The following is a 12907-nucleotide window of genomic DNA, read 5'->3' as shown; positions in this document are numbered from 1 at the left end:
CTATTCCACGGTCCGCAGAATGAGGCCCACCGCCTCGCTCATCCGCGCCCAATGCGCGGTCTCCGCCTCCAACTGGTGGCGCCCCTGGGGGGTCAGGGTGTAGAACTTGGCCTCGCGTCCGCTATCGGACGCCCGCCAGTCCGAGGCCAGCAGCCCCTTGTTCTCCAGCCGATGGAGGGCCGGATAGAGGGAACCCTGCTGCACCTGCAGCGCCTCCTTCGAGATCTGCTGGATTCGTTGGGCGATCCCATAGCCATGAATGGGCCCGAACTGGACAATCTTGAGAATGAGCATGTCCAGAGTGCCCTGGAGAAGGTCGGATTTGCGTGGTTCCTGCATGATGCCTTGACGGTCTACCTATACAGTAGCGGCTGATAGGTAGACCGTCAAGGCATCAGGTAACGACCGTGACTAATGTAACAAGGGCCGTTCGCTAGATCATGTTCTTCTTCGCATACTCCAGGCTCTTCTCCAGATCCAGCATCTGCTGCACCTTGAGCGCCTCCTGGAATGCCGGCACCTTCGGCCCCGGAGCATCCTCAATCACCATCGGCGTCATCAGCGGATGGCCCTTCTTCACCAGCGACACAAACCGCGCAAACTCCGACGCGCGCACCTTCGGGAAGCCCTTCCAGAACGAGTCCTCCAGATACGGCACGATGCGCGGCGGGCGTCCGGTGATTACCTCTAAATGCAGCGATGATTCCGGGCATAACTGCTTCTGGAGTTCACCGATGCGGCGCATGTCCACGCAGCCTTCCCCGCACACGGTCCAGTGGGCCGCACACCCGCGCGGATGCTCGAACAGCGCGGTATCGCGAATGTGCGTGGTCATCGTCAACGGACCCAGCACCTCCATCGTGACCTCCGGGTGCTCGGCGCACCAGATGGGATTCCCGGTATCCAGGCAGGCCGCGACATAATCCTTGCCGGACTCCTCGATCACGGTCTTCGCCTCCCACGCCTGCATGTCCCCAGAATGGTTCTCGAGCGCGATCTTGACGCCCGTATCCAGCGCCACGCTCCGTGCGCCTTTGAACACCTTGATCGTGCTCTCCATGTGGTACTCGATGCCCTTGCCGTCGTAGCGGTCCACCGTATCGCCCAGGTAGCACCGGAGGCTGCGCGCGCCCACCAGATGGGCAATCTGTAGCGCCTTGGTCAGGTTCTCGACTGGATCGCCGAACGACGGCTTCCACGCCTTGGCCGTGGGGCAAATACAACCCGTACCGGCATCAATGGCGATGTCCAACTCCTTACCCTTGGCCTTCACCTTGGCCAGGTGCGCGGGGTCGAGCGACTCAAAATCATCCAGCGACGAGATCTGGATGGCGTTGCAGCCATGCTTGGCCGCGAAGTCGAGGTGCTGCAGCGACTTCATCCCCCAGGCACGCATCGAGTAAGTGTCGAAGCCGAGTCTCAGCTTGGGATTCTGCGCGCGCAGGCCGGCTACGGTCGAGGCAAAGGAAGAGAGGAAGAAAGTGCGGCGGGATAGCATGGGTACCGCCTCATCTTATCAAGGGGGGCACCCATCGCCCGGCCACGAGTTGCGGCCGTCACCACTCGTTGTAAGGATTCCCCTCGAGCGACTTCTTGTCCGACTTCGACCGTACGTCGAAAATGCCGGGCTCGGTTTGATTCACGCTGGTCACGGCGTCTTCCTGGATCGTCGTCCACTCCGATTCGCCCGTCATCGGATCGGCCGGAATCTGCCGCAGGTAGCCCTCCTGCACCAGGTCCTGCAACGACTGCGGAGCCTTCGCCTTGTCGTAGGTGAACTCGTCGATCACAGTACGCAGAGTGAAGAGGTTCTGCCGCAGGACACTCTCCTTGGCGCGGATGACTGACTTCTGGTACATCGGCACCGCAACGGCCACCATGATCGCAATGATCGCCATCACGATCATCAGCTCGATCAGGGTGAAGCCGCGGGATTTGCTACCACTCGGAGTACATCGTGCCATCCGGTGCCTTCTCCATTGATTTCGTGTACACATCAAACACATTCTGCCCGCCCCAACCCGTCGACTTCGGGTCGTCCTGCGTCGAACGCATGCCCCAATCCGTCGACTTCGTGAACGGATCGCGCGGCATCCGGCGCAGGAACCGGATCTTCTTCCCGTTGGCGTCGTTGGCCATCTTCACGCCTTCCACCAGTTGGTCCAGCGTCTCGGGATAGCAGTCCGTCCCCATCTTCTGGGCGATCTTATTCCCGTCGCAGGCGTCCTTGTATTTGTCGATGGCCTTACGGAGTTCCACCAACGCATACCGCAGCTCCCGTTCCTTCTCACGCCGCACCTTGAATCGGGCGAGCGGCAGTGCCATTGATGTGAGCAGGGCCATGATCGTGAACGCCACGATCAGCTCAATCAGCGTCATCCCGCGTTGGTTCCGCCTCCTGCTCATTGCTCTATTTCACTGTGATCGATGTCACCGGCGCGGTCACCGGAATGCTCTGCAGCCGCGCGTCGCGCATCGTCAGATCGGCCAGGGTGATCTGCGACGTGCCAGCGGCCACCGCCGTGAATTTCAGATTCACTAGCGTACCCGAGCCCGAGATCCCGCCGGCGCCCGGCAGACGGTTCATGTTGACGATGGCCATGCCCTGCGCGTCCACCTTCGACTCGGAGAACGTCACCTGCTGCCCGTCACCGCCCATGAAGTCGCCCTTCGTCACTTCCACCAGCTTCAACACCTTATTGTCATAGGTCACGCGCATGGGCGCCGTGAACAGGTCGGTCACATTGTCCACCTGCAGCGTCACCGTGAACGCTTCCGCCGGGCTCACCTGCGAGGCCGAGGGCCTCAGCAGCAGCGTCGGCGTTCCCGGACCGGCGGTCGGCCGGCCCAGGCCCGGATTGTCAGGACTGATGCCCGGATTCGACTGCACGGCGGGGACTGGCTGGTTGTCCACCTGGGAACGCGGAGTCTCCGTGCCCGGCACAACCGGAGTCGGCACCGTCACCCTGGAGGAAGGCGCCATCGGCAGGCCGGAAGGTCCCGTTGGCGGTTTGGGCGCGGCGGCAGGCGTCGCCTTCTTATCTTCCTTCTTTGGGGAATAGCTCAACTTGTAGATGGATTCCGTACCCGTCGCGATGGCGCGCACATTCTCCGCCGTCACCTCCGGTCCACGCACGATGTGCGGCACCAGGGCGACCAACAGGTCCGAGTTGATGTTCTCAATGCTGTCGGTGGAGAAGAAGCGGCCGAAAAACGGCAGGTTCATCAGGCCGGGAAGTCCGCTCCGGACCTTGGTCTGCGTCGCCTGCATCAGCCCGCCGATCAAGGTCACTTCGCCTTCCCTCACGCGGATAATGTGACTCACTTTGCGCTGGCCGATCACCGGCTGCGACAGGCCGCCCACGTCCACCTTGTCGCGAATGTTCGAAATCTCGAACTCCACCTGCATCGACACTTCATCATTAGAGTGGATGCGAGGAGTGAGGTCCAGATTCACGCCCACTTCGGCGAACTGAAACTGGGTGGAAACCAGGGGGCTGACGCCCACCGCCCCGGCGCCCGACTGAAACGAACCCGTGGCGTATGGATACCGGTCGCCCAGCCGCAGGGTAGCCTTCTGCCCATCCGTGGCTCGCACCTGGGGCGTCGTGATGACTTTCGACGAACTGTCCTTCGCCAGCGCTTCGAGAAACGCGCCGGGCACGGTCGCCGACCAGTCGCCCAGTCCCAGGCTGCTCAGCCCCTTCAGGCTGACCGAACTCGAACTCGAACCGCCGGGCGTCGGAGTGATCGTGGAAGAGAATCCATTCTTGCCGCCGGAAACCAGTGACATGCCAATGTCCCGCGTCCTGTCTTTGTTCGACTCCATGACGATGACATCCACCACTACTTCGGGCTTCGCCTTGTCCAGGTCCAGCAGGACCTTTTCCGCCAGCGCGACCTGATCCGCCGTGCCGCGCACCACAATCGCCGATTGCGAGTTCACCGGGAACACCTTGCGCACATCCGTCACCGTGCGCATGCCGGTCATCACTTCCTGCAATTCCTGCGGCGAAGTCAGGTTTTGCAGATAGAAGATTCGAGTCACCTGCTCTTCATAGTCACGGCGTTTCGTGACATTGTCCTGGGTGACGAAGATCGTGTTGCCCGAGAGCGGCTTCACAAAGGTCTTGGTCAGCAGGGCCAGGTAGTCGAGGGCTTCGTCGAGTGTAGTATTCGAGAGGTCCACCGAGAACTTCTTCTGCTGGTCCTGGAACTCGGAATCAAACAGGACATTAATGCCTGCGACCTTGCCCAGGGTCTCATACAGCACCTTCGTCCCCTGATTCGACATCTTGAGACCCAGCAGTTCCTGCGAAATCGGTTTCAGTTCAGGAACTGGCAGAATGCGGGACGCGCGCTGCTCCGCATCCTTGCGCGCCGTCTCAGCGGGCGTCATGCCTGCTTCGTTGCCCGGAGTAACGGCGGCTGAGTTGGGATCCTCTTTCTTCGCCTTCTCCCGCTCGATCATGGCATTCGTCCGGCGCAACTCCTGCTCCGCGATGGTCGAAGCCGGATCGATGGCGAAGGCCCGCTGGAACTCCGACAGGGCTTCCTGCAGCTTCCCTTCCTTGCGCATCTTCTGTCCGGCGTCGACGTGCGCCTGGCCGGCGGCAAACCGGACCCGTCGCAGGGCCAGGATGTAGCCCGTGTCCCGTGGGTCGGCAGCCACCGCTTTTTCGTAAAGCTCGAGCGCCTTGTCATACTCCCGCGCCGTTTCAGCCGCTCGGCCCTGCTCCAAAAGGCTGTCGCCTTTCCTGTTGCCGGCAATCGCCAGCGGCACGGTGATGGCCAGGAAAACCAGCCCGCAGGCGGCCGCAAGGACCGCTAAACGATTCATCTTCCGCATGTTAGACCCAATGTTGCTCCATCGGCCACCTCGCCGCGCCATGCTAAACTCAAGGAAAAGGCGCTACGCGTTCCTGGCACTTCTTCTCAACTGATTGACGTTTCAGACCGCCCGCGCGTGGAGGCGAATCTAATGGCCGCGGACAAAACTGGCATCAAACTCGTCTCCGAGAACCGCAAGGCCTACCACGACTTCTTCGTTCTGGAGAAGCTCGAGGCTGGCCTGGTGCTCACGGGGACAGAGATCAAATCGGCGCGCGAAGGGAAAGTTCAACTCCGCGACAGCTACGCCGACATCGTCGGGGGTGAGGCGTGGATCCTCAATGCCCATTTCAGCCCCTACTCCCACGGCAACATCTGGAACCACGATCCCACCAAGAAGCGTAAGCTGTTGCTCCACAAGCAGGAAATCCTGAAACTGTTTGCCAAGGTGCGGGAAAAAGGCCTGGCCATCATCCCGCTCAAGCTCTATCTCAAGGACGGCCTGCTCAAGTGTGAGCTCGGAGTCTGCAAAGGCAAGAAACTGCACGACAAACGCGAAGCCGAGCAGACCCGTGACCAGGAGATGGAAGCCAAGAAGGCCATGAACCTGAAGAATTCGAGGAGCTTTTAGTCCAGCCATGGAATTGATACTCAGCCGTACTCCTGCCGCCGCCATTGAGGCCGACGCGCTTCTGGTGATCAGCTTTACCGGCGAACGGGCCGGCAACGACCTCGCGGAAGGCCTCGTCTCCGAACTCTATGACCGTGGCGAGTTTACCGGCAAGGCGCTGGAAACCGCCATCATCCACCGGCCCGGTCCCGTGCGCGCCAGCCGCCTCGTCCTACTCGGTGGCGGTGACAAGGCGAAGTTCGGCCCCAATGACATGCGCAAGTTGGGCGGTCTCGCCGTCCGCTCGCTGAAACCCAAGGGAATCAAGAACATCGCCATCGCGCTGAGCGGGGATACCCTCAGCCCGGCCCTGCTCGAAGCGCTCGTCGAAGGCGCCATCCTGGGCGACTTCGAACCCGATCAGCTCAAAACCGACAAGAAGAACGCGGACAAGAAGATCGAGCAGTTCCGCATCTCCGTACCGGACGAAACGGTAGAGCTGGTGAACGCCCTGCGTAGCGGACGCGCCATCGGCGAGGCCCAGAACTTCGCCCGCACGCTCGTCAACCAGCCCGGCAACCTGCTCACCCCGCTGAAGTTGGCGGCCGAAGCCAAGACCATGGCCGAAGAGTTCGGGTTGGGGTGCGAGATCCTGGACGAAGCCCAGATGCGCCAGCTCGGCATGGGTGCGCTGCTGGGTGTGTCCATGGGTTCGGCTGAACCGCCCGCCTTCGTCATCCTCCGCTACACGCCCCCGGAACCGCCCAAAACGGAAGACCACCTCGCCATCGTCGGCAAGGGCGTCACCTTCGACACCGGCGGCATCTCCATCAAACCGTCCGACGGCATGGAGAAGATGAAGTACGACATGGGCGGTGCGGCGGCCGTCTTCGGCGCCATGCGCGCCATCGCCCAGTTGAAACCCGCCATCCCCGTCACCGCCATCGCGCCCTGCGTCGAAAACATGCCGGGCTCCAAAGCCCAGCGTCCGGGCGACATCGTCACCACCTACCAGGGGAAGACGGTGGAAGTCCTCAATACCGACGCTGAAGGCCGCCTGATCCTGGCCGACGCCCTCACCTATGCCGCCCGCCATGGTTGCACCCACCTGGTGAACGCCGCCACCTTGACCGGAGCCATCGCTGTTGCGCTCGGCCATCTCTATTCCGGGGTCTTCTCCAATAACGAGGAGCTTCAGAACAAGGTGCTGAATGCCAGCAAAGCGGAAGGCGAGCGGATGTGGCCTTTCCCGATGGACGAAGACTACAAAGAGTACCTCAAGTCCGCCTTCGCCGACATCGGCAACATCGGCGGACGCTGGGGCGGCTCCATCACCGCGGCCAAGTTCCTGGAAGAGTTCGTCGAGAGCAAGCCGTGGGTCCACCTGGACATCGCCGGCGTCGCCTGGCTCGACGAAGGCAAGCCGTTCCTGGCCAAGGGCCCTACCGGCACTCCGGTCCGTACTTTCGTGCGTCTCGCTCTCAATTGGTAGGCATCTAAGGGCTTGAGGAGATGATTTCACTCCGCTCGCTCTGCCTGGTCTCGCTGGCCTGGGCCGCTCTGCCGGCCCTCGCCGAGCCTCAATCTCCGCCGTGGACCGACGCGGAGAAGTCGGACTTCCTGCGCCAGGCCCCCGTAATCGCCATCAAGATCCTGAAAGAGGGCGTCACCAGCTCGCATCGCGCCACCCTGCGCAGGAACGGCCGCACCCACGACGCCCATATCCAGACCGTCAATGAGTCCGGCGTCATCGCCAGCTCGCTCAACTTCGAGCGCGGCTTTTCAGACAGTTACCGGCACAACCTCGCGGCCTTCGAGCTGAACCAGATGCTCGGACTGGAACGCATTCCCATCACGGTTGCCCGGGAGTACCGCAAGCAACCCGCCTCCTATACCTGGTGGGTCGACGACGAGTGGATGACTGAGCGAGTACGCCAGGCCAAAGGGATCCGCCCGCCCAGCGGGACAATCTGGAACGATCAGGTCTACATCATGAAGGTGTTCGACCAGCTGATCTATAACGTGGATCGCAATACAGGCAACATCGTCATCGACAAGAGCTGGAAGCTTTGGATGATCGACCATACCCGGGCCTTCCGGGTCCGGATCGACCTCATGAACGAGGAAGAATTGGTCCGCTGCGACCGGGCACTGCTCGAAAGGCTGCGCAAACTGGACCCGGCCGAAGTCCGGTCGCGGCTCTCACCCTGGCTGACGCCGCAGCAGATCGATTCGATGATGGCCCGCCGCGACTTGATCGTCCGCCATTTTGAGGAGCTCGCCGTCCAAAAGGGCGAAGCCGGCGTCTATTATGAGTACCTCGAAAAGAACCCATGAGACGCCGTGACTTCATAAGACTGGCCGCCGCCGTCCAGATACCTTCGCCCGCGCGGCTGGTGGCCGTCGGCGACGTTCATGGCGACCTCGACCGCTTCGTCGACGTGCTCTCCATGGCCGGCCTGGTGGACGATGCCGCGGCCTGGTCTGGGGGCGCGGCCACGCTAGTCCAGCTCGGGGATGTGGTGGACCGCGGCAGCAAGTCCCGTGAGGTCATCGACTTCCTGACCGTCCTGAGGAAGCAGGCCGCCCGTGCCGGTGGAGCCGTTCACTGCCTCATCGGCAACCACGAGGCCATGCGCATGTACGGCGACTTCCGCTACGTTGCCGCCGCCGAGTTCCAGAGCCTGGCCACCTCAAAGAGCGACCGCGAGCGGGACCGGCTGTTTGAACGGGACTTGGCCAAGCTTGCCGGCTCATCCAGCCTGGGCGACCGCAGCGATCTGTCTCTGGGGTACCGCACCAAATGGGAGAAAGAGCACCCGTTGGGACAAGCCGAACTGGCCCGCGCCTTTTCACCCAAAGGCGCCTATGGCAAGTGGATTCTCACCCAGCGTGCCACCTTGCGGCTGGGCGGGACGCTCTTTGTCCACGCAGGCATCTCGCCTAAGTACGCTGAGTGGTCCGAAACACGTCTGAATTCGCGCGCGATCGAGGAACTCCAGACAGGCGAGAGGTTGGACGACGAGTCTCTCTGCAAGGACACCCAGGGCCCGCTGTGGTGGCGCGGCTTTTCCACCGACTCGGAGTCCGAACTCGCCCCACATGTCGAAGCATTGCTCGCGAAACATCAGGTGCAGCGCATCATCGTGGGCCATACCCCCACTGCAAATGGGGTGGTAAGCCGCCTGGGCGGCAAGCTGATCCTGGCCGATGTCGGCTTGTCTACCGCCTTTACAGCGCGTCGCGCCTGCGTCGTGATCGAAAACGGCGGAGCCCACGCCCTGGATCGCGGACGCAAACTTCAGCTCAAGTAGGAACCCGAGAGAATCTCGTCGAAGATCAATGGTTTGGTGACGGTCCAACCAAAGAAGCGCGCCGCTTTGGTGCTGCCGGCCCGGCAATCCATGGCCAGGCAGTCGGCCACCAGCCCGATGTGCCGGCGCGCAGCCTCCAGCGGGATCGACTCAATCTTGCCCTCGATTCCGCAGGCCTTCGCCACGGCCCGGCCAATCTTCTCCACAGGTTGCGGCATGCCGCCGCAGGCGAAAAACACCTCTCCGGAAGCAGGCTCCGCCACGGCGCGCACGTAAAGATCGGCCAAGTCGTCGATATGGACACTCGACCAGCAGTTGGCGCCCTTCCCGATGATCCGGACCGCGCCATGGGCCCGGGCATCCGCGAATAGACTGGCCACGATACCACCGCCCCGGCCGTACACCACACCCGGCCGCAATACGACGGGACGCACACCTGAACTCTTCGACGCCAGCACCATCTCCTCCACCGCCGGGCGCCAGGCCACCAGTTCCGGAGGATGCAGCGCGCAGACCTCTCCAACCATCCGCCCATCCGTGTCCCCCACCACCCAGACCCCGCTGGTATAGAGGAAGGGCCGCTTGGAGCCCGCCAGGGCAGAGAGCATGGTCTCCACAGCCGCCTTCGCGATGGCGCCCATCGTGGGGCCTTCGGCATCGGCAGCGTGAATGACGGCGTCCACATCGGCAACGGCCGCGCGCAAGCTGTTCAGATCAGCGAGATCGCCGCGCCGCGACACAAAGCCCTTCGACTCCAGAAGATGGGCCTTTTCTTCTGACCGCGCCAACCCCTGGGGCTGGTGCCCTGCTGCCTTCAGGGCTTCGCAAACAGCGGAGCCGATATAGCCGGTCGCGCCAGTCACCAGAACTTTCATCGAGCAAAATTCTCCCAGTTATGGAGTGTAGCGTGACGAGGGGAAAAAAGGGGCCCCAAAAGGAGGGAAGGCCCTGTGGCGGGGAGCCGCAGAGCCTTCTTCAGAGGGGCTTGTGAGGGGCTGGGTCCCCTCACGGGATGTTTATAGTCGATGACGACTTTAATTGTCTTTGTATACTGCACATCGCGTGCCAAAGTCGGCAACACCACAAATCAAGCACTTACGGCGAACCTTGTTGGTTTGCACCCGGGAGAGTGGGGCAGGGGTGGGTGAATCTTAACAGGTGCATAAACCAACTGGGTTATATTTCGCATCTCAATATCTTAATGTGGGGATAGCCCCAACCCGCGCCGTCGTCCCGGCGTGAGGCAGGCCAACCTAGTGTGGGGAAGCGGGAGGAGAAAGGCGCCCTGAAAAGCGTAGAGGCCGTGTGGCTGGGGACCGCACGGCCTCTGTCAGAGGGGCTTGCAAGGAGCTGGGCCTCCTTGCGGGGATGCAATTAAGTCGATGACGACTTATGTTAATCCAAGTATGCATTACGGACATAAAGCTCCGCAAGTCTTTTTTGTATTATCAAATCTTCATGATCCAGTGTTCTCCTCAGACTTACTTCTGCCTGTACGATTGAGTATGGTGAGCTTGCCCGCCCATGACCGATGACACTCACTATCTGCCTTCAGCCCGCCTGCCCCGCTCCGCCGTGAGGGAACAACTCAAAATCGCTCTTCGGCCGGAAGTGCTGCTGAAACTCGTAAACACGACAAGTGAGCCGCTCGCGATCCTGAACCCCGAACGCCAGATTGTCTACTGCAACGAGGCCTGTTGGCGCCTCGCCGGTCTCTCTAGCCAGGACGAAGCCATCGGGTTGAGACCCGGCGACTTGCTGCACTGCGTCAATGTTGCCGAGAGGCCCGGCGGTTGCGGCACCACGGAAAACTGCCAGTTTTGCGACTTGGCCCAAGCTTTGGTGAAGGGCCAGGAGGGGCACGCCACGGCAGGCCGGTGCTTGATCGAAGGCAGCCTCACCGCCAGTGCGGCGGGCACCGATTACCAGGTGCGGGTCACCCCAATCCCCGAAGCCGGACCAGGCTGGGTCTGCTACTCCATGACGGACATCAGCCGGGAAAGCCGCCGCCGCGCTCTCGAAAGAACCTTCTTTCACGACATCATGAACCGCGCTTTCGCCGTGGAAGGGGTCGCCGACGCCCTGGTGGATGAATCCATCTCGTCCACAGACCGGGAAGATCTCACATCCATGTTGGGAGTCGCCGTACGCGGCCTGGTGGAAGAGATCAAGAGCCAGCGCGTCCTGCTCGCCGCCGAATCAGGAGAATTGGCCGTCGACCCGGTCCAATTGAACAGCCTGGATGTCCTGCGCGACGCCGTAAGAACCGGCGCGGCTTTCTGGCTGGACGAAGATGCGCGACTGGAGATTGAACTGGGTTCCCAATCCGTCGACTTTGAATCGGACCCGGCGCTGCTCGGCCGGATCCTGGTCAACCTGCTGAAGAATGCGATCGAATCCTCCGAGCCCGGCCAAACGGTCGTCACCGGCTGCCACCGGGACCGCGAGGAAGTCTGCTTCTTCGTTCACAATGAAGGCGCCATGAAACCCGCTGTGGCGGCTCGCGTCTTCCAGCGGTCCTATTCCACAAAAGGCCACAGCCGCGGCCTGGGCACTTACAGCGTTCGCCTGCTCACTGAGGAGTATCTGGGCGGCGAGGTTTCGTTCCAATCCGCGCCAGCCGCTGGAACCACTTTCCAGGTCCGGCTCCCCCTCATCGCCAGGCCACGCCAGGCGACAGACACCGCTGAGACCACCCGCTAGTCGAGATCAAAGCCGCGGCGCAGCATCTGAACGCTCAAGACCCCCTCCACCGCCTGTAATGTCTTGATCAGATTGGGCGGCGTTTGCCCGGCGAGCGGCCGAACGCGATAGGCGCCGTCGAGCGACGCACCCTGTTTCCCCGTGCCCATCGAAACCAGCTCCTGCTCGCTGAGCAGGCTGCCGATGGCAGAGCTCACGATTCCGTCCAGATCGCAATCCAGGCCGGTGCGAACCTTCAGGATGTACTCCGGTTCCGGACTGGTGATCGCCTTGGCCCTCAGTAGCAGCAGTCCTTCCGCCAGCGCCATCACACCCAGGCCGATCGAAGCCACCCAGAGGCTCTTTGCCCCCACAGCCATGCCGACAATTACCGCGAAGATCACATACGCCGTATCCTGCGTATCGCGCACCACCGTGCGAAACCGGACAATCGACAGCGCGCCCACCAGGCTGAACGCCCGCGCGACACTGTCGCCAATCACCTGCGTCACCATCGCGATCAGCACGCACAGCAGCAGCAGGGTCGTGGGAAACTGCAACCCGGTATGAAGTTCCCGGCGGGTGAACTTGTAGATGCCGCCGATCACTGCGCCGAAGAACAAGGCCGAGAGCAACCGGATGAAAACGTCAAAGGGCTCGACGTGCGGACCGTTGGCGAACGGCCCGATCAGAAAGTCAGGCATTGCGCACCTCCGGCCGTGAAGCCGATGGCCTCCTCCTCCACCTGGGCGGCGAAATGCCCCAGGCTCAATGCCTTGCCGGCCGAGCGATACTTCGAGGAGTTCCGCGGGTTCAGCGAAAAGTCCGCCATGAAACGCTGGAACAGCTCCGGGACCTCACCGCGGTACTTCAGCTCCAAAACAACACGGTCCTCGGAAAGCGGCACGGCCTGGCGGCGCGAATCGAATGCGAACCCGTGCGCCGGCAAGGCCCGCACGGCATCGTCCAGGGTCAGGCGGATCGGTCCGGTTTCCGTCATCCCCATGCGCGCCGTGCGGGAGTAAGCGATCTGGCAGACCGGCCGGAGGCCGCGGGCCAGAATCCGCCGGTGGAACCAGTAGCCGTCCCAGCCTCGCTCGGCCTCGGGCTCCACCAGCCTGGACATTTCCGCCATCTCGATCTGCGAGCGTTTCTTGCACACGAGCCCGCGGCTCTTCATCTTTCTCTCGAGAAACACGGTGCGGCCGGAACCATACCGCCGGATCCTGTACTTTCCCCGTGCAAAGGAACCCGTTCGGCTCAGTACATCGAACTCCTCAGTATCCAGGTACAGCGTCGTGATGGTGTAAGCATCCTGATCGGCTCCACAGCCGTGCGGGTCGGCCATCAGGTTGCGCCGCGCCCAGGAGCGCACCTCCTCGGCCAGCGGCCGTCCAATCACGAACTTGATCTCGGAGGCAAACCTGCGGAACTGCCCCGGATCGATGGAAGGGGACTGCATGGTTTCCAT

The 12907-nt window shown here is 62.1% G+C and carries 13 protein-coding genes; 5 read left to right on the top strand and 8 right to left on the bottom strand.

Annotation, left to right across the window (positions count from 1 at the left end; genetic code table 11):
• The 5 genes from IRI77_RS37130 to IRI77_RS37110 all read right to left on the bottom strand — a co-directional run bounded on the left by IRI77_RS37130 (position 1) and on the right by IRI77_RS37110 (position 4840).
• The gene (locus tag IRI77_RS37130) at positions 1-339 is read right to left on the bottom strand and encodes a PadR family transcriptional regulator (RefSeq protein ID WP_194449960.1); all 339 of its coding nucleotides are present in this window, start codon (positions 337-339) and stop codon (positions 1-3) included.
• Positions 340-433: 94 nt separating this feature from the next.
• Entirely contained in the window at positions 434-1498 is a 1065-nt protein-coding gene (locus IRI77_RS37125) for a sugar phosphate isomerase/epimerase family protein (RefSeq protein WP_194449959.1), read from the bottom strand.
• A gap of 58 nt (positions 1499-1556) precedes the next feature.
• Positions 1557-1964 carry a type II secretion system protein gene (locus IRI77_RS38510; protein ID WP_194449958.1) on the bottom strand — a complete coding sequence of 136 codons (408 nt, stop codon included), beginning with the start codon at positions 1962-1964 and terminating at the stop codon, positions 1557-1559.
• A complete protein-coding gene (locus tag IRI77_RS37115) occupies positions 1939-2406 on the bottom strand; it encodes a type II secretion system protein (protein ID WP_194449957.1) in 468 nt (155 codons plus the stop codon). Before IRI77_RS37115 ends, IRI77_RS38510 begins: the two co-directional genes overlap by 26 nt.
• 4 nt (positions 2407-2410) lie before the next feature.
• Entirely contained in the window at positions 2411-4840 is a 2430-nt protein-coding gene (locus IRI77_RS37110; protein ID WP_194449956.1) for a cohesin domain-containing protein, read from the bottom strand.
• A 141-nt stretch (positions 4841-4981) separates the two neighbouring features.
• On the opposite strand from IRI77_RS37110, the gene smpB reads away from it, so the two are divergent.
• Genes smpB through IRI77_RS37090 form a run of 4 tightly spaced genes read left to right on the top strand, consistent with a single transcriptional unit; the run spans position 4982 to position 8754 of the window.
• Positions 4982-5461: an SsrA-binding protein SmpB gene (gene smpB, locus IRI77_RS37105; protein ID WP_194449955.1), complete on the top strand. Its 480-nt coding sequence runs from the start codon at positions 4982-4984 to the stop codon at positions 5459-5461.
• A 7-nt stretch (positions 5462-5468) separates the two neighbouring features.
• Positions 5469-6932, top strand: coding sequence for a leucyl aminopeptidase (locus IRI77_RS37100; protein ID WP_194449954.1), 1464 nt, complete (start codon positions 5469-5471; stop codon positions 6930-6932).
• 20 nt (positions 6933-6952) lie between these two features.
• Positions 6953-7777 carry a hypothetical protein gene (locus tag IRI77_RS37095; protein ID WP_194449953.1) on the top strand — a complete coding sequence of 275 codons (825 nt, stop codon included), beginning with the start codon at positions 6953-6955 and terminating at the stop codon, positions 7775-7777.
• Positions 7774-8754 (top strand): metallophosphoesterase, encoded by a 981-nt coding sequence (locus IRI77_RS37090; RefSeq protein WP_194449952.1) that lies wholly within the window; start codon positions 7774-7776, stop codon positions 8752-8754. The genes IRI77_RS37095 and IRI77_RS37090 overlap by 4 nt, the downstream gene beginning before the upstream one ends.
• Here the strand turns inward: IRI77_RS37090 and IRI77_RS37085 are convergent.
• Entirely contained in the window at positions 8742-9629 is an 888-nt protein-coding gene (locus tag IRI77_RS37085) for an NAD-dependent epimerase/dehydratase family protein (RefSeq protein WP_194449951.1), read from the bottom strand. The genes IRI77_RS37090 and IRI77_RS37085 overlap by 13 nt on opposite strands.
• Positions 9630-10278: 649 nt before the next feature.
• Between IRI77_RS37085 and IRI77_RS37080 the strand changes: the two genes are divergently transcribed.
• Entirely contained in the window at positions 10279-11457 is a 1179-nt protein-coding gene (locus IRI77_RS37080; RefSeq protein WP_194449950.1) for a PAS domain-containing sensor histidine kinase, read from the top strand.
• Here the strand turns inward: IRI77_RS37080 and IRI77_RS37075 are convergent.
• Complete coding sequence (locus tag IRI77_RS37075; RefSeq protein ID WP_194449949.1) at positions 11454-12140, bottom strand: DUF4956 domain-containing protein; 687 nt, start codon at positions 12138-12140, stop codon at positions 11454-11456. The two genes, IRI77_RS37080 and IRI77_RS37075, sit on opposite strands and share 4 nt — an antisense overlap.
• On the bottom strand, positions 12125-12907 hold the full coding sequence (locus IRI77_RS37070; RefSeq protein WP_194449948.1) for a polyphosphate polymerase domain-containing protein: 783 nt from the start codon (positions 12905-12907) through the stop codon (positions 12125-12127). The genes IRI77_RS37075 and IRI77_RS37070 overlap by 16 nt, the downstream gene beginning before the upstream one ends.

The sequence above is a fragment of the Paludibaculum fermentans genome, from assembly GCF_015277775.1.
Taxonomy (GTDB): domain Bacteria; phylum Acidobacteriota; class Terriglobia; order Bryobacterales; family Bryobacteraceae; genus Paludibaculum; species Paludibaculum fermentans.
Note: the sequence above shows the minus strand (reverse complement) of the source record. Positions and strands in the feature narration are given on the sequence as shown.